Below are 15,289 nucleotides of genomic sequence, written 5' to 3' on the forward strand. Positions count from 1 at the left end.
GGAGGCACATATGACCGACACACACAACACAGGCCGGGTGACCATCCCCACCGACGTGGATGTGGTCCCCGAGACCCTGGAGCTGCTGAAACGCTGGGGGGCGGACGCCATCCGGGACTGCGACGGCACCGACTACCCCGAGGAATTAAAGGGAGTGGACGCCAAGGTCTACTCCACCTACTATACCACCCGGAAGGACAACGAATGGGCCCGAGCCAACCCCGACGAGGTCCAGCAGTGCTATATCATGACCGGCTTTCACACCGCCGCAGGCGGCCCGCTGTCCATTCCCCTGATGGAGGGCATCAGCCAGGAGCTTCTGGAGGTGAACACCAGGGACGACATCAAGCGCTGGTGGGAGGTGGTGGACCGTACCACCGGCCAGCCTCTGGCCCCCGAGGCCTGGCGGTATGAGAAGGGCTGCGTCATTCTGGACAGCCCAGAGGACTTTCACGACTACACCGTCAGCTTTCTGGCCTACCTGATCTGGGACCCGGTCCATATGTACAACGCCGTCACCAACGGCTGGACCAATTTTGAGCACCAGATCACCTTCGACGTCCGCCAGCCCAAGACCCGAAAATTCACCATGGAGCGGCTGCGGAAGTTTATCGCCGACCACCCCTATGTGAATGTGATCCGGTACACCACCTTCTTCCACCAGTTCACCCTGGTCTTTGACCAGCTGAAGCGGGAGAAGTATGTGGACTGGTATGGCTACTCCGCCTCCGTCTCCCCTTACATTCTGGAGCGGTTTGAGAGGGAGGTTGGATACAAATTCCGGCCTGAATACATCATTGACCAGGGGTACTACAACAACCAGTACCGGGTGCCCTCCAGGGAGTTCAAGGATTTTATGGCCTTCCAGCGCCGGGAGGTGGCCGCCCTGGCAAAGGAGATGGTGGACATCACCCACGAGCTGGGCAAGGAGGCCATGATGTTCCTGGGAGACCACTGGATCGGCACCGAGCCCTATCTGGAGGAGTTTAAATCCATTGGCCTGGACGCTGTGGTGGGGTCCGTGGGCAACGGCTCCACCCTGCGGCTCATCTCTGATATCCCTGGGGTGAAGTACACCGAGGGCCGCTTCCTGCCCTACTTCTTCCCCGACACCTTCCACCAGGGGGGCGACCCCGTCCGGGAGGCCAAGGAGAACTGGGTCACCGCCCGCCGGGCCATTTTGAGAAAACCCATCGACCGCATTGGCTATGGCGGCTACCTCAAGCTGGCCTGCCAGTTCCCCGAGTTTATCGACTATGTGGAGTCGGTCTGCAATGAGTTCCGGGAGCTGTATGACAACATCAAGGGGGCCGCGCCCTACTGCGTGAAGACGGTGGCTGTTCTCAACAGCTGGGGCAGGGCCCGGTCCTGGGGCTGCCACATGGTCCACCACGCCCTGTATCAAAAGCAGAACTACTCCTACGCCGGGGTCATTGAAGCCCTGTCCGGCGCCCCTTATGACGTGCGGTTCATCAGCTTTGACGATCTCAAGGCCGACCCAAGCCTGCTGGACGGGGTTGATGTCCTCCTCAACGTGGGGGATGGCGACACCGCCCACACCGGCGGGGCGGTCTGGGAGGACCCGGAGGTCTCCGCTGCGGTGAAGCGGTTTGTCTGGAACGGCGGCGGCTTTATCGGCGTTGGCGAGCCCTCCGGACATCAGTACCAGGGCCGCTATCTCCAGCTGGGGGCCGTGCTGGGGGTGGAGAAGGAGACCGGATTTACCCTCAACTATGACAAATACAACTGGGAGGAGCACCCCGGCCACTTCATCCTGGCCGATTGCCAGGGGGATGTGGACTTCGGCGAGGGCAAAAAGGGCATCTATGCCCTGGAGGGGGCCCAGGTGCTGGTCCAGCGGGACAGAGAGGTCCAGTTGGCGGTGAACGAGTTTGGCGCTGGCCGGGCGGTGTATATCTCCGGCCTGCCCTACTCCTTTGAAAACAGCCGGCTTCTCCACCGGGCCGTGCTGTGGTCGGCCCACAGTGAGGGGGAGCTCTATGTGTGGCTGTCCACCAACTGCGATGTGGACGTCCACGCCTATGTGAAAAACGGCAAATTCTGCGTGGTCAACAACACCTATGAGCCCCAATCCACCACCATCTGCCGGGGGGACGGCTCCTCCTTCTCCCTGAATCTGGAGGGCAACGAGATCCGGTGGTATGAGATTGACGATCACCGTTGAATACAGCCAGCGCGCCCCTTGTTACACACTTCGGCGGCCGGGAGCGCCGCATGCTTCAAAAGAATCATGTTGATTTTTTGGGGTACTTTTGATTATAACTGCAATAAAAACATCCTTTCCGTCCCGTTTCAATGGGACAGAAAGGATGTTTTCTTTATTGGGAAGGACAAATTTACCGCCTGACACTTAATATCTTTTTCAGACCGCTGACACCGTAGCTCTTTTCCCGAGAAATGGGCAGCCACAGCACCTGGTCTATGAAGGGGCTGTCTTCCAGGAGGATGGAGAACAAGCGGTACATGAATTCGTCAGACACCAGGGCTGCCGTGCGGCAGTTGGGCCAAAAGTGTTGGCAGTAGTACTCCAGCGACTGCCGCACACCCCCCAGGATGACCCCCTCGCCGTAGGAGAAGCGCTGGGCCGGGGTGCCCTTACCGAAGGCATCCATAGCCCGGCAGATATACAAAGCCCGGTTGAACCCGAACTTTTGCAGGTTTTCATAGCCCTTGCGGACCATCTCCGGGTCCAGAGGGGAGCCGTCAGAGACCAGGACGGGAGAGAGGATCGTGTCCTTTTGGATGGCGTGGAACAGCTCACCGGTAAAGTTGGAGATGATATCGGCAATCTGTTCCCCCTGGAGATAGGTGACGTGGGTGTGGGAGCCTGGCAGGATCATGGCCAGGTCTTTGGGCGCGCCCAGGCTCTGGAGCTCGTCCAGAGCTCCGATAATCTCAATCTCCTCCCCGCGCATATTGTTGACGTAGGTGATATCGTCATTGACCGTTTTCAGGCCGGGGATCAGAACGATCTCCCGGTGGAAGCAGGTGTCCTCCAGAAAAGGGACCAGGCTGTCTGCAAAGCCCTCCAGGGTGAGGGGGAGGGCCAGGTGGGGCACCTCTTTCAGCCCATAGGCGCAGGTAATCATCCCCGAGGCGTAGATGGCGGAGATGTCCCCCTCCTCCAGGCTGTTGGCAGACAGCACGTGGTCATACAGCTCTTTCAGGCCCTCAATCAGCACCCGGTTGCTCCCGGAGATGGCGGAGTCTTTGGAGCCCACCGTTTTCTTTGCGGTGTACCGCACCTGAAAGTCCCGGTCCAGCAGATAGGCCCGGGTGTTGGAGGTGCCGGAGTCGTAGTAGAGAATATAGTCTTTCATCTCAGCTTCTCCCTGTAGGCCCGGGCGGTGGCGGTGATTTTGTCAAAGTGCCCCTCCTTCACCAGCAGGGGGCTGACCAGACTGCCTCCTACGCCCACGCCCACAGCCCCGGCCTGGATGAAATCGGCGCAGTTGTCCACGGTGATATTGCCCACCGCGCTGACAGGGATGTGCTTTAAGGGGGCCTTCACCGCCTTGACGTAGGCAGGACCCAGCAGGCCGGCGGGGAAGAGCTTTACAATATCCGCTCCGCACTGGTAGGCGAAGGCGGTTTCGGTGGGGGTCATGGCGCCGGGGATAGACACCTTGCCCAGGGCCTTGGTGGCCCGGATGACCGCCTCGTCCACGTTGGGGGAGATCATATACTCCGCCCCGGCCTGGGCGGCCAGCTCCACCTGCTCTGCCGTCATCACGGTGCCCGCCCCCAGGCAGACAGCATCTCCCAGCTCCGACTTGATGGCCCGGAGGGAGGCCAGGGTCTCCTCCAGGTTGGTCTGGTCAAAGGTGACCTCAATGCAGCTTACGCCGCCCTCTGCCAGGGCGCGGGCCAAATCCACAATCTGAGCGCTGGAGATGCCCCGGACAATGGCGATAATTTTTTCCGCGTAAATGCGGTCCAGAACGGACTGTGCCATAGGTAATTCCTCCTTGTCAAAAAGGCGGGCAGAGCGCCGCCAGAGGGGGCGCTCCGCCGCAAAACAGATTATGCCGCTTTTTTCCGGAACAGCAGGGCTTTGATCTTACCGCCAAACAGGCTGATGATAATCAGGGCGATAAAGAACCAGCAGATTACGGAGTTGAAGAACACGGTGGGGTCGCCGCCGGACTTCAGCAGAGCAGTGCGGAAGTTCTTCTCGGCCATGGGGCCCAGAATCAGGCCCAGGATGGCGGGGCTGGTGGGCACCTTGACCTTGGCCAGGAAGTAGCCCACAATGCCGGCGATGAGCATGACCCACACGTCAAACAGGCTGTTTTTCATGGCGTAGGAGCCGATGACGCACAGCACAAAGATGGCGGGGGTGAGGATGACCTTGGGCACGCTGAGTACCTTGGTAAACAGGCGGATACCGGCAAAGCCGAACAGGCACATCAGGGTGTTGGCAATGAACATGCCCAGGAAGATGGTATACACCAGCACCTTGTTGGTGTTGAACAGCATGGGGCCGGGGGTGAGGCCCTGGATGGTGAGAGCGCCGATCATAATGGCGGTAACCGCGTCTCCGGGGACGCCCAGGGTGAGCATGGGGATCATAGCTCCGCCGGTAACGCCGTTGTTGCCGCCCTCGGGGCCGGAGATGGCTTCCACCGAGCCCTTGCCGAACAGCTCAGGCTCCTTGGCGACAGACCGGGCCACGTTGTAACCCACAAAGGAGCCGATATCCGCGCCCGCGCCGGGGATGATGCCGATAAAGGTGCCAATCAGGCCGGTGAGGGGGGCAATGCGGATGATCTTTTTTAGATCTTCCTTTCTGGGGAGGATGTTGGTCAGCTTTGCCTGGACCTCCTCCTCGCTGAAAATATCCTCAATATTCTCAAACGCCTGGCTCATGGCGAACAGGCCGATCATAATGGGGATGTAGCTGATGCCGCCCATAAAGTTGAAGTTGCCCTCTGGGGCGAAGCGGATATAGCTGGTAACGCTGTCGATACCCACACAGGCCACCAGAATGCCCAGACAGCCGCAGATCAGGCCCTTTTCAATGTCTTCACCGGAGATGTTGCCGATAATGCACAGGCCGAACACGGCCAGCAGGAAGAACTCAGCGGAGCTGAACTTCAAAGCCAGCTTGGCCAGCAGAGGACTGATGAGCCACAGACAGGCCACAGAGACAAGGCCGCCCAGGTAGCTGGACAGGGTGGCGGTGCCTAGGGCCCGGCCGGCCTCGCCCTTCTGGGCCAGGGTGTAGCCGTCAATGGCGGTGGCGGCGGAGGCGGGGGTGCCGGGGGTGTGCAGCAGCACGGCGGAGATGGAGCCGCCGTAGATGGCGCCGCAGTAGATGCCCAGCAGCATCAGGATACCCTGGGCGGCGTCCATGCCGAAGGTCATGGGCAGCAGCAGGGCCACGCCCATGGTAGCGGTCAGGCCGGGCAGCGCCCCAATGCAGATGCCGGACAGCACGCCGATGGCCATATACAGAAAGACCATAGGGGTCAGACTGGTCGTAAAAATCTCAACTAATAAGCTCATGAACGTCCCTCCTTCTTAAATTGTGAAGATGCCGAAGGTATGCACCGGCACGTTCAGCAGGAAGCGGAAGGCACAGTACACCACCATGGTGATGGCGGCGGCAATGACTACGGTGATTACGGGGTTCTTTTTGGCAAACCACTGGATGAAAATCAGCTCCAGCACAAAGGTGGCGATAATAAAGCCCAGAAAGGGCAGCAGCAGCAGATAGACCATCAAAATGCCCATGGTGAGGTACACCCGGCGGGTGCCGGTGGTCCACAGCTCAATTTTGCTGTCCTTTTCTGGGGGCATTTTCAGGGTGCGGAAGAGCAGGATGGCCGTACAGGCCAGCAGGACGATGGAAATGACGATGGGCCACAGACCAGGACCGGGAACGCCGGTGCCGTAGTCGGCCGCCTTGGGATACCCGGAGGCCATGGCAATCACGCCTATGCCCAGTACCGCACAGATGGCGGCTAAGACCAGGTTGCCTTTTTTCATACGTTTTCTCCCTCTAAATCATCAAAATGGGGGGCCGGGAAGCGGAAGCCTTAGCCCGCTCCCCGGCCCGTCAAGTGCCAATGGTGCTATGGATCAGATTATTAGCCGATCTTCAGGCCCAGATCCTCCACCAGGCCGGTGTACAGCTCCAGCTGCTCGCCGATCATGGTGTTGAAGGACTCGCCGTCCATAATGTCGATCACGTTGTTGGTGTTGGCCATGAACTCCTTGAAGGCATCGGAATCGGCGGCCTCAGAGAAGATGCGGTACAGCTCGTCCACCACTTCGTCGGGAGTGGAGGCGGGAACGCCCAGGCCGCGCCAGGTACCCAGAACGGCGTCATAGCCGCACTCCTTGCAGGTGGGCACGTCGGGGATGGCCTCCAGACGGTCGTTGGCCATAACGGCCAGCACCTTCAGGTCGCCGGACTGGACAAAGCTGTTGACCTCGGCGTAGGACACGGCCACGGCGTCGATATGGCCGCCCAGCAGGTCGGTGATGGCGCCGTTGGCGCCGTCGTAGCCCACGTGGTTGAACTCAGTGCCGGCGGTCTTGGCCAGGCCGGCGGCGGCCAGGTGCCAGATGGCGCCGATGCCGGAGTTGCCAACCTGAACCTTGTTGGTCTTGGAGTACTCAATGAAGTCCTCCAGGGTGTCAAAGCGGTCGTCGTCAGCCTTCACGGTGATGGCGGAGGCGGCGGAGTTGACCATCATGATGGGCTTGAACTGGGAGTAGGTCAGGCCGGCGTTGTTGCCCATGGCCTCCAGGGTGGCCAGCTCAACGGTAATCATGGTGACGATAGAGCCGTCGTTGGCGGCCTGAGCGCCGTACAGCATGCCGGTGGCGCCGCCCGCGCCGGAGCGGTTCTCCACGGTGATGTTCTTAAAGCTGCCCTTGGCCGCGTCGGCCAGGCCGCGCATCACGGCGTCGGTGCCGCCGCCCGCGTCGTAGGGAACAATGCAGGTGACGCTCAGGTTGGACAGGTCCACGCCGTCGCTGGCGCCGGAACCGGCGGTGCTGTTGCCGCTGGTGCTGGGAGTGCTGGGGGTGTTGTTGTTGTTGTTGTTGTTGTTGCCGCCGCCGCCGCAGGCCGTGAGGGACAGGGCCGTGGCCAGCGCCAGAGCAAGCGCGGTAATCTTCTTCATCTTCATACTTCTACCTCTTTCCAATAAAGTTTGGTATATATTTGACATCCGTGAGGATGGTCAAACCGAAGGTCCTTCTCCTGCGGGTTTCCCGCAGGAGGGACAGAGGGCGCGCCCTCTGTCAAGATTGATTCCTGTGTTATGATACTATAAACCGCCCAGGCAGTCAACCGGTGTATGGAAGTTTTTGGTCGTTTTGCCCGGATACACCGGCTGGTGTTACCGCTGGATACGGCCGGAGCCGTCGCCGCCGGCCAACTTCTCCACCTCGGCAAGGGTGACCATGTTGTAGTCGCCCTCAATAGAGTGCTTCAAAGCGGAGGCCGCCACTGCGAACTCCACCGCCTCCTGGGTGGTCTTGCCGTGGGTCAGGGAGTAGATCAGGCCGCCGCCGAAGGAGTCGCCGCCGCCCACCCGGTCAATGATGTGCAGGTCGTACTTCTTGGAGAAGCAGTACTCGTCCTTGGCCACGTTGTACAGCATGGCGGACCAGCCGTTGTCAAAGGCGGAGTGGCTCTCACGCAGGGTGATGGCCACCATCTCAAAGCCGAATTTGCCGGCCAGCTGCTTGGCTACGGACTTGTAGCCCTCGTGATTCAGGGAACCGGCGTAGATGTCGGTGGCCTCGGCCTCAATGCCGAACACGTCCTTGGCGTCCTCCTCGTTGGAGATACACACGTCCACATACTGGCACAGGTCGGTCATAGCCTCCCGGGCCTGGTCCCGGGTCCACAGCTTGCCCCGGTAGTTCAGGTCGCAGCTGATCTTGATGCCCTTGGCCTTAGCGGCCTTGCAGGCCTCCCGGCAGATGTCCACCACGTTGGGGCCCAGGGCCGGGGTGATGCCGGTGAAGTGGAACCACTCTACACCCTCAAAGATGGCATCCCAGTCGAAGTCGGCGGTGGTGGCCTCCTGGATGGCGGAGTGGGCCCGGTCGTAGATGCACACAGAGCCCCGCTGGGAGGCGCCCTTCTCGTTGAAGTAGATACCCACACGGTCGCCCCCCCGGACGATCTTGCTGGTGTCCACGCCATAGCGGCGCAGGGAGTTCACCGCCGCCTGGCCGATAGCGTGGGCGGGCAGCTTGGTGACATAGGAGACATCCATGCCGTAGTTGGCCAGAGAGACGGCCACGTTGGCCTCGCCGCCGCCGAAGGTGAATTCCAGGTGGTCAGCCTGGACAAAACGCTCATAGTTGTAGGGCTGGAGCCGGATCATCAGCTCACCGAAGGTTACCACTTTCATGATTATGTTCCTCCTAAAATAATTTTGGCAGGGGCGGCCTGTGGCCGCCCGCTCTCAAAACCCACTCTGTGATCTTGATCGGGCGGCCACAGGCCGCCCCTGCAGAATGGCGTCAGAGATGGAAAAGGCAATTATTTCTGCACCAGATGGAGGGCAAAACCGCCCACCTCGCCCTTGAGGTAGATGGCTTTGGGCTTGCGGGTGGACTCGTCGAACTCCACGCCCTGGCGGCTCAGGTGGTAGACGGCCCGGTCCAGACTGTTGGTGGAAATGGCGATATGGCCATTCCTGCCCAGATAGGGGGCCTTCATGCACTCCACGGCGCTTCCGGCGAAGATGGAGCTGCTGCCCGGCTTGTAGTCAAAGCCGAAGAAGGCGCACAGGGTCTTGGCCGCCCGCTGGGCCTCCACCTCGTTCTCACAGTTGATGCCCACGTGAGCCAGGGAGAAGCCAAGCATGGTCTTCACCGCCTCCTTGCTGATGGCGGTGATCTCGTCCCATTTCTCCTCCTCAATCAGCTCCTTCTTGCACATCCAGGTTCCGCCCACGGCCACGATCTGGTTGTAGCCCAGGTAGTCGTTGACGTTTTTGGAGTTGACGCCGCCGGTACACATCCATTTGCAGCCCTTCAGCGCCGCGCCGATATTCTTCAGCATGGCCACGCCGCCGTTGGCCTCGGCGGGGAAAAACTTCACCACCTCGCAGCCCTGATTCATGGCCTGCTGCATCTCGCCGGCGGTGGAGGTGCCGGGCACCATGATGCCGCCCTTGTCAATGACATGCTGGGTGACCTTGGGGTCGTAGCCAGGAGCCACAATAAAGGTGGCGCCGGCGGCCATAGCCCGGTCGGCCTGCTGGGTGGTGAGCACGGTGCCAGCGCCCAGCACCATCTCGGGGACCTCCTTGGCAATGGCGCGGATGGCGTCCTCGGCGGCGGCGGTGCGGAAGGTGACCTCGGCTGCGGGCAGTCCGCCGGCGGCCAGGGCCTTGGCCAGCGAGACAGCCTTGCCGGCGTCGTCAATGGCGATAACGGGAACGATACCGATGTTGGAAAGGGTTTGAAGAATTTCATTCATAATGGTTTCTCCTCCAAATAATTTAATCCTGCGGCTCGCTTAATCTTTGTTCGCTATGCCTCTATTATACAACTTGCATACTAGAATACAATCGGCGGATTGGCAGAAATAAAAGCAGTTTTTTTGTGTAAAATACCTATACTCCCAATTTTATATTCCATCTTCGCCATAATAAGGCCAAGGGCCGCAGGATCTATAGACTGCCATTGCAGGGGCGGCCTGTGCCCGCCTGTCACAGGCCGCCCCTGCAGATTCCGCGTCAGTAATTTTGAAGCTTGCAAAAGGACGGGCATGAGTTTTTGACAAGCAAAAATCCCGGCCTTGCGGCCGGGATTTCTTTATAGTTTATGCGCCGCCACCCAGTCAACAAAATCACTGACCAGTTCCAGCTGTCTGCCGTCCAGCGCACGCAGCTTGTCCGCCACTGCCTTCCACTCCTCCCCAGGCCATTTGCCGCTGCCCACCAGAAATTCATCCGGCGTGGTATCCAAAGCGGCGGCCAGCTTCATGATCGTCTCGGTGGAGGGAATGGATTTAGCCCGTTCAATGTTCGACATATGCTGATTACTGATATCTACGCGCTCTGCAATTTGCTCCTGTGTCAGATTCAAACTCTTCCTGCGCTTCTTTATTCTGACTCCAATCAAACTGTAATCCAAAGTCATACGAACCCCTCCCTTACCAACATCATACTGAGAAGGGTTTGCATATTTAATCATTTTAAAGCAGGAAAATATTTATTGACTTATAGTAAAACTGAAATTATAATAGGATTATCAGTTTATAGATTGAAGGGATCGTCATGTATCAAAAAATGTACCACATACTGTTCAACGCCATCACTAACGCCATAGAGAAGTTAGAGTGGCAAGATTATCAGGCGGCGATGGCCCTTTTGGAGGCGGGCTGTCTGGATGCGGAAGATGTTTATATGATGCAGGGCCCTGAACTGTCCGTGTCTTCTAAGGACACGCCGCCTTCTGTCTGCTGTCCTATGTGGTGCCTTCAAAACGGATCACCGGAGTTTAAAAAAGAGCTGGCCCAGATGATGGAAAATGGCCTGGATGATGATGAGGAGGAGGAGGAAGAGCCTTAAAGCTTACAGCAAAGCGCAAAAATCCCGGCCAAAAGGCCGGGATTTCGAACAAATTCAGAATTTCTGACAGCGAAGCTGTAGCGGCGGCCTGTGGCCGCCCGCAGAAACAAATGGCCTGCCTGTGACAGCAAATCTGATGATTTTTATACGTTCACCAGCTCCCACTGGAAGTCCTCCAGCTTCAACCGGCTGCCCAATGTCGTGCCCTCCGGGAGCAGGAACATGGTGATGGAGTGCTCCTGGCCGCTGTCGGTAACTAATTCGGCGTAATCGCCGTTGATGGCGCGGACTGTATAAAAAATGGTGTCCAATAAAATTCCCTCCTCGCAAGAAAAGTCCGGTTTATGGGACTGCTCCTCTTGTATACTGTAGTCACAATACAAGAAAGGAGCAAGACGCTATGGATTACAACATTGTTTGGGTAAGGGGACACGTGGAGGTCTATGACTGGGCCGGGCGGTTTTGCTTCTCCGCCGACAACGAGCGGGAGGCCCGGGAAGAGCTGGCCGCGTCCGCCGCTTAACGGGCCGTCAAGGCAGCGGCCCCTGTAAAAAAGCCCGGAGCTTACGCTCCGGGCTTTGGACTTTTTAATACATGCCCATATCGGGGGAGGGGGCGGCGGGAGGAGCGGGGGGCTGGGGCTTGTCAGCCACCAGAGACTCGGTGGTCAGCAGCACGGAGGCGATAGAGGCGGCGTTCTCCAGGGCGGAACGGGTGACCTTGGTGGGGTCCACGATACCGGCAGGGATCATGTCGCAGTACTCCTCCTTGTAGGCGTCGAAGCCGTAGCCCACCTTGCCGGACTCCTGGATCTTGGACAGGACCACAGCGCCGTCGATACCGGCGTTGGCGGCGATCTGCTTCACGGGAGCGGTGAGCGCCCGGGCAATGATCTGCACGCCGGTCTTCTCATCGCCCTCCACCTGGGCCAGCAGGGCCTCCACGGCGGGGATGGAGTTCAGGTAGGCGGTGCCGCCGCCGGCCACAATGCCCTCTTCCACAGCGGCGCGGGTGGCGTTCAGGGCGTCCTCAATGCGCAGCTTCTTTTCCTTCATCTCCACCTCGGTGGCGGCGCCCACCTTGATGACGGCCACGCCGCCGGCCAGCTTGGCCAGCCGCTCCTGGAGCTTCTCCTTGTCGTAGTCAGAGGTGGTGACCTCAATCTGGCTCTTGATCTGGCCAATGCGGGCCTTGATCTCGTCGGAGGAGCCGGCACCATTGACAATGGTGGTGTTCTCCTTGGTGATCTTGACCTGGCGGGCGGAGCCCAGCATGTTCATCTGAGCCTCCTTCAGCTCCAGACCCACATCGGCGGAGATGACCTGGCCGCCGGTGAGGATGGCGATATCCTGAAGCATCTCCTTGCGGCGGTCACCGAAGCCGGGGGCCTTGACGCACACCACGTTCAGGGTGCCGCGGAGACGGTTGACAATCAGGGTGGACAGGGCGTCGCCCTCCACGTCCTCAGCGATAATCAGCAGCTTCTTGCCGGACTGGACCACCTGCTCCAGAATGGGCAGCAGCTCCTGGATGTTGGAGATCTTCTTGTCGGTGATGAGGATAAGGGCGTCGTCCAGCTCGGCCACCATCTTCTCGGTGTCGGTGACCATATAGGGGGTGATATAGCCCCGGTCAAACTGCATGCCCTCCACAACCTCAGAGGAGGTCTCGGCGGTCTTGGACTCCTCAATGGTGATAACGCCGTCGTGGCCCACCTTCTCCATGGCCTCGGCAATCAGCTTGCCAATGGTCTCGTCGCCGGAGGAGACTGCGCCTACCCGGGCAATGTCGTTGGAGTCCTTCACCTTCTGGCTGTTGGCCTTCATGGCCTCGATAGCGGCGGAAGCGGCCTTGGCAATGCCCTTCTTCATAACCATGGGGTTGGCTCCGGCGGCCAGGTTCTTCAGGCCCTCGGCCACAATGGCCTGAGCCAGCAGGGTGGCGGTGGTGGTGCCGTCGCCGGCCACGTCGTTGGTCTTGGTGGAGACCTCCTTCACCAGCTGGGCACCCATGTTCTCAAAGGGGTCCTCCAGCTCGATCTCCTTGGCAATGGTCACGCCGTCGTTGGTGATGAGGGGAGCGCCGAACTTCTTGTCCAGCACCACGTTGCGGCCCTTGGGGCCCAGGGTGATCTTCACGGTGTCGGCCAGCTGGTTGACGCCCTTCTCCAGAGCCTTGCGGGCTTCCTCACCGTAGCAAATAATTTTAGCCATAAAGCATTACCTCCAAAATATATTTTGTTAAGGCTTCCCCCCCTCAGGGGGGAAGCTGGCGCCGCCGCAGGCGGCGGCTGATGAGGGGGCTGCGGAGGTGCTGAGCCTCTCAAGAACTCACCCTCATCCGCCCCAGTGTGAGCACTGGGGCACCTTCCCCCTGGAAGGGGGAGGCTTATCACTCTACGATGGCCAGGATGTCGTTCTGGCGGACGATGGTGACTTCCTCGCCGTCCAGCTTGACCTGGGTGCCGGAGTACTTGCTGGTGATGACCTTGTCGCCCACCTTCACGGTCATGACGACCTCCTTGCCCTCCACCATGCCGCCGGGGCCAACAGCAATGACCTCGGCCACTTCGGGCTTCTCCTTGGCGGCGCCGGTGAGGATAATGCCGCCCTTGGTGGTCTCCTCAGCCTCCACCAGTTTCACAATAACACGGTCAGCCAGGGGTTTGAGTTTCATAATGGGTTCCTCCTTATATGACTTAATTTTTTAGGATCAACAAACTTTGTTTTAGCACTTAAAAGTTTCGAGTGCTAACTCTGTTTAAGATAATAACCTCTTCCGGCAAAAAAATCAACCCCCAATTTCAAAAAATCGGGGGTTGATTTGAAAGGTTTTACATTTCGTTCACAAACAGCCTTTCGGAGTGCTAAATTCGTGGAGCTTGCAAGGGCTGTCGGGCTATACTACCATTAAGCAAGAGCAGGCAGGGCCAATCCTCAGCAAGTTCCAGGAGGTGAGGCCGGTGAGCGTAGGCGAGATCCTGACATTACATTTGCTCATCATTGCGGCGATCACTTTGGTAATCACTATCGGACGGCACCTAAAGAAGCAGCCGCCCCCTAACCCCAGTAAGAAGACGGCATTTTCTCAAGCTATAAACTTGTCTGAAGATTGACTGTCTTCCAGCTGCAACCTGGTTGACCGCCCTCTTGCGCATATTATAACTTTATCCCTCCGCTTTGTCAAGCCGTCCCGTCCGGGGCGGCTTGGTTCATTTCCCGGCAGTCCGTCCGGCCCAGAAGGTAATCTGTGCTGACGTTGAAGTAGTCCGCCAAAAAGACCAGGCCGTCAAAATCCGGGCAGCTGGTGGCATACTCATAGCATTGATAGCCACGCAGTTTTAGGCCACAGATTTCCGCCATTTCACGCTGTTTCAGGCCCCGCTCCTGGCGTAGTTTCTTCAAACGTTCAGAAAATTTTATCATAAAATACCTCCAGGCACTTGACACGCATAATCTTTACATATATTATAGACGCATAGTTGTTACATAAAAGGAGCCGCAAACATGAATCCTATGCTCAACATCCTATTCCTTGACAACCCTCACATTCCAAAGCAGGTCCGCGCATTTTGCAACCCCTCCCGGAGTACCGGGAGGCGGAACAGGTCTTTCGGGCCGCAGAGCAGGAGCTTGAAAGGCGGTTGGGCTATGAGGTATTCAACCGGTTCATTGAAGCGCAGTCCCACTACACAGCCCAGCAGACCCACGCCTATTATCTTTTCGGCCTGGGTCTGCGTCAAGAGGTCTTATCGGCGCTGGTGGGCTGATAACCGGCCCCGGCGGGATAGAAGAAGTTCACCTTCTTTTCCGACAGGCGGATGGTAAAGGCGGTATCCCGCATGACCTCGCCGTCCACCACCACGGTGATGGGCTCCCGGGCGGAAAAGCTCACACACTGGCCATGATGGGCAAAAATCAGCTCCGGATACCTGCGGTACTGCCCCTTGGCATACTTGCCCACCAGGCGCACAAAGGTAAACAGGCTGACCTGTTTTACCAGCAGCATGTCCAGCACGCCGTCGTCTGGCATAGCCTCCCCTACGGGCATGAACCCCCCGCCGTAGTGCCGACCGTTGCACACGCACAGCAGCGAGGCGGGCTTGTCCTCCCACCGGAGCTCCCCCATCTGCACCGACATAGGCCGGGCGATTCCCTTAAAAAAGATGTTTTCAATCAGAGCCAGGGTATAGGCCCCGATTCCCGAGACAAACCGCCAGTCCTTGTACCGGTGGACATCGGCGGCCACCCGGGCGTCTACCCCGGCGCAGGCCACGTCAATGCCCAGATGTCCGTTGCAGTCGATCAGGTCAAAGGGGGTCTGGGGCCCGTTGGCCAGGGCCTCCAGGTCATAGAACACAGTCCGGTAATCGGGGCCGAAAATTTTCAGGAAGTCGTTCCCCGTCCCCTTGGGGACGTTGGTGACGGCCACATGCTCCAGCCCCGCCGCGCCGTTGACCACCTCGTTGAGGGTGCCGTCGCCGCCGCAGGCGTAGACCCGGAGAGGCTCCCCGGAACGGGCCGCCTCCAGGGTAAAGCGCCGGGCGTCCCCCTCCCCCTGGGTGTACACCACCTGGTGAGGGAAGGATAACTTGTCCAGCAGCTCTTCCATCTGACGGGTGGTCTCCTTTTTGCCCGCAGCGGGATTGATGATGAATAGATGGTGCATGTCCTTCCCCCCTTGCAGGGGCGAATATGATCCGCCCAAAAGCCTCC

Annotated in this window: 17 protein-coding genes; 4 read left to right on the forward strand and 13 right to left on the reverse strand. The window is 58.9% G+C overall.

Annotated features, from left to right (window positions below):
* Positions 1 to 10 precede the first annotated feature (10 nt).
* Positions 11 to 2,185 carry a 1,3-beta-galactosyl-N-acetylhexosamine phosphorylase gene (gene gnpA, locus NFS22_RS12075; RefSeq protein ID WP_251318008.1) on the forward strand — a complete coding sequence of 725 codons (2,175 nt, stop codon included), beginning with the start codon at positions 11 to 13 and terminating at the stop codon, positions 2,183 to 2,185.
* Between the two features lie 172 nt (positions 2,186 to 2,357).
* Here the strand turns inward: gnpA and NFS22_RS12080 are convergent, their stop codons facing one another.
* The 8 genes from NFS22_RS12080 to NFS22_RS12115 form a co-directional block, all read right to left on the reverse strand.
* Positions 2,358 to 3,341, reverse strand: coding sequence for a 2-dehydro-3-deoxygalactonokinase (locus NFS22_RS12080; RefSeq protein WP_251318009.1), 984 nt, complete (start codon positions 3,339 to 3,341; stop codon positions 2,358 to 2,360).
* A complete protein-coding gene (locus tag NFS22_RS12085; RefSeq protein ID WP_251318010.1) occupies positions 3,338 to 3,976 on the reverse strand; it encodes a bifunctional 4-hydroxy-2-oxoglutarate aldolase/2-dehydro-3-deoxy-phosphogluconate aldolase in 639 nt (212 codons plus the stop codon). Before NFS22_RS12085 ends, NFS22_RS12080 begins: the two co-directional genes overlap by 4 nt.
* 68 nt (positions 3,977 to 4,044) lie before the next feature.
* A complete protein-coding gene (locus tag NFS22_RS12090; protein WP_251318011.1) occupies positions 4,045 to 5,529 on the reverse strand; it encodes a tripartite tricarboxylate transporter permease in 1,485 nt (494 codons plus the stop codon).
* A gap of 15 nt (positions 5,530 to 5,544) precedes the next feature.
* Positions 5,545 to 6,012, reverse strand: coding sequence for a tripartite tricarboxylate transporter TctB family protein (locus NFS22_RS12095; RefSeq protein ID WP_251318012.1), 468 nt, complete (start codon positions 6,010 to 6,012; stop codon positions 5,545 to 5,547).
* A gap of 101 nt (positions 6,013 to 6,113) precedes the next feature.
* Entirely contained in the window at positions 6,114 to 7,163 is a 1,050-nt protein-coding gene (locus tag NFS22_RS12100; RefSeq protein ID WP_251318013.1) for a Bug family tripartite tricarboxylate transporter substrate binding protein, read from the reverse strand.
* A 213-nt stretch (positions 7,164 to 7,376) separates the two neighbouring features.
* Positions 7,377 to 8,402 (reverse strand): sugar kinase, encoded by a 1,026-nt coding sequence (locus tag NFS22_RS12105; protein WP_251318014.1) that lies wholly within the window; start codon positions 8,400 to 8,402, stop codon positions 7,377 to 7,379.
* 131 nt (positions 8,403 to 8,533) lie between these two features.
* A complete protein-coding gene (eda, locus tag NFS22_RS12110; protein ID WP_251318015.1) occupies positions 8,534 to 9,478 on the reverse strand; it encodes a bifunctional 4-hydroxy-2-oxoglutarate aldolase/2-dehydro-3-deoxy-phosphogluconate aldolase in 945 nt (314 codons plus the stop codon).
* Positions 9,479 to 9,816: 338 nt separating this feature from the next.
* Positions 9,817 to 10,197, reverse strand: a complete 381-nt coding sequence (locus tag NFS22_RS12115; RefSeq protein ID WP_338147968.1) for a helix-turn-helix domain-containing protein — start codon at positions 10,195 to 10,197, stop codon at positions 9,817 to 9,819.
* Positions 10,198 to 10,280: 83 nt separating this feature from the next.
* Between NFS22_RS12115 and NFS22_RS12120 the strand changes: the two genes are divergently transcribed.
* Positions 10,281 to 10,574 (forward strand): hypothetical protein, encoded by a 294-nt coding sequence (locus tag NFS22_RS12120; RefSeq protein ID WP_251318017.1) that lies wholly within the window; start codon positions 10,281 to 10,283, stop codon positions 10,572 to 10,574.
* Positions 10,575 to 10,717: 143 nt separating this feature from the next.
* On the opposite strand, the gene NFS22_RS12125 is transcribed toward NFS22_RS12120, so the two are convergent.
* Positions 10,718 to 10,885, reverse strand: coding sequence for a hypothetical protein (locus NFS22_RS12125; RefSeq protein WP_251318018.1), 168 nt, complete (start codon positions 10,883 to 10,885; stop codon positions 10,718 to 10,720).
* Positions 10,886 to 10,974: 89 nt separating this feature from the next.
* Between NFS22_RS12125 and NFS22_RS23735 the strand changes: the two genes are divergently transcribed.
* On the forward strand, positions 10,975 to 11,097 hold the full coding sequence (locus NFS22_RS23735; protein ID WP_277614768.1) for a hypothetical protein: 123 nt from the start codon (positions 10,975 to 10,977) through the stop codon (positions 11,095 to 11,097).
* A 64-nt stretch (positions 11,098 to 11,161) separates the two neighbouring features.
* On the opposite strand, the gene groL is transcribed toward NFS22_RS23735, so the two are convergent.
* From groL to NFS22_RS12140, 3 genes are all read right to left on the reverse strand, one after another.
* Positions 11,162 to 12,787, reverse strand: coding sequence for a chaperonin GroEL (gene groL, locus NFS22_RS12130; protein ID WP_251318019.1), 1,626 nt, complete (start codon positions 12,785 to 12,787; stop codon positions 11,162 to 11,164).
* 178 nt (positions 12,788 to 12,965) lie between these two features.
* On the reverse strand, positions 12,966 to 13,250 hold the full coding sequence (locus NFS22_RS12135; protein ID WP_251318020.1) for a co-chaperone GroES: 285 nt from the start codon (positions 13,248 to 13,250) through the stop codon (positions 12,966 to 12,968).
* 506 nt (positions 13,251 to 13,756) lie between these two features.
* On the reverse strand, positions 13,757 to 13,999 hold the full coding sequence (locus NFS22_RS12140; RefSeq protein ID WP_251318021.1) for a helix-turn-helix domain-containing protein: 243 nt from the start codon (positions 13,997 to 13,999) through the stop codon (positions 13,757 to 13,759).
* Positions 14,000 to 14,145: 146 nt separating this feature from the next.
* Here NFS22_RS12140 and NFS22_RS12145 point away from each other — a divergent pair, with 146 nt between their 5' ends.
* A complete protein-coding gene (locus tag NFS22_RS12145) occupies positions 14,146 to 14,343 on the forward strand; it encodes a hypothetical protein (RefSeq protein WP_251318022.1) in 198 nt (65 codons plus the stop codon).
* Here the strand turns inward: NFS22_RS12145 and NFS22_RS12150 are convergent.
* A complete protein-coding gene (locus NFS22_RS12150; RefSeq protein WP_251318023.1) occupies positions 14,313 to 15,242 on the reverse strand; it encodes a diacylglycerol/lipid kinase family protein in 930 nt (309 codons plus the stop codon). The genes NFS22_RS12145 and NFS22_RS12150 overlap by 31 nt on opposite strands.
* Between the last annotated feature and the right edge of the window lie 47 nt (positions 15,243 to 15,289).

Source organism: Flintibacter muris (assembly GCF_943192995.1).
Classification (GTDB): Bacteria; Bacillota; Clostridia; order Oscillospirales; family Oscillospiraceae; genus Lawsonibacter; species Lawsonibacter muris.

Excerpts from the sequence above, each read along its gene's own strand:
- NFS22_RS23735 (WP_277614768.1), top strand. The coding sequence starts at position 10,975 with ATGGATTACAACATTGTTTGGGTAAGGGGACACGTGGAGGTCTATGAC.
- NFS22_RS12120 (WP_251318017.1), top strand. The coding sequence starts at position 10,281 with ATGTATCAAAAAATGTACCACATACTGTTCAACGCCATCACTAACGCC.
- NFS22_RS12100 (WP_251318013.1), bottom strand. The coding sequence starts at position 7,163 with ATGAAGATGAAGAAGATTACCGCGCTTGCTCTGGCGCTGGCCACGGCC.
- NFS22_RS12115 (WP_338147968.1), bottom strand. The coding sequence starts at position 10,197 with ATGATTAAATATGCAAACCCTTCTCAGTATGATGTTGGTAAGGGAGGG.
- groL (WP_251318019.1), bottom strand. The coding sequence starts at position 12,787 with ATGGCTAAAATTATTTGCTACGGTGAGGAAGCCCGCAAGGCTCTGGAG.
- NFS22_RS12080 (WP_251318009.1), bottom strand. The coding sequence starts at position 3,341 with ATGAAAGACTATATTCTCTACTACGACTCCGGCACCTCCAACACCCGG.
- eda (WP_251318015.1), bottom strand. The coding sequence starts at position 9,478 with ATGAATGAAATTCTTCAAACCCTTTCCAACATCGGTATCGTTCCCGTT.
- NFS22_RS12150 (WP_251318023.1), bottom strand. The coding sequence starts at position 15,242 with ATGCACCATCTATTCATCATCAATCCCGCTGCGGGCAAAAAGGAGACC.
- NFS22_RS12090 (WP_251318011.1), bottom strand. The coding sequence starts at position 5,529 with ATGAGCTTATTAGTTGAGATTTTTACGACCAGTCTGACCCCTATGGTC.
- NFS22_RS12095 (WP_251318012.1), bottom strand. The coding sequence starts at position 6,012 with ATGAAAAAAGGCAACCTGGTCTTAGCCGCCATCTGTGCGGTACTGGGC.
- NFS22_RS12085 (WP_251318010.1), bottom strand. The coding sequence starts at position 3,976 with ATGGCACAGTCCGTTCTGGACCGCATTTACGCGGAAAAAATTATCGCC.
- gnpA (WP_251318008.1), top strand. The coding sequence starts at position 11 with ATGACCGACACACACAACACAGGCCGGGTGACCATCCCCACCGACGTG.
- NFS22_RS12135 (WP_251318020.1), bottom strand. The coding sequence starts at position 13,250 with ATGAAACTCAAACCCCTGGCTGACCGTGTTATTGTGAAACTGGTGGAG.
- NFS22_RS12105 (WP_251318014.1), bottom strand. The coding sequence starts at position 8,402 with ATGAAAGTGGTAACCTTCGGTGAGCTGATGATCCGGCTCCAGCCCTAC.
- NFS22_RS12140 (WP_251318021.1), bottom strand. The coding sequence starts at position 13,999 with ATGATAAAATTTTCTGAACGTTTGAAGAAACTACGCCAGGAGCGGGGC.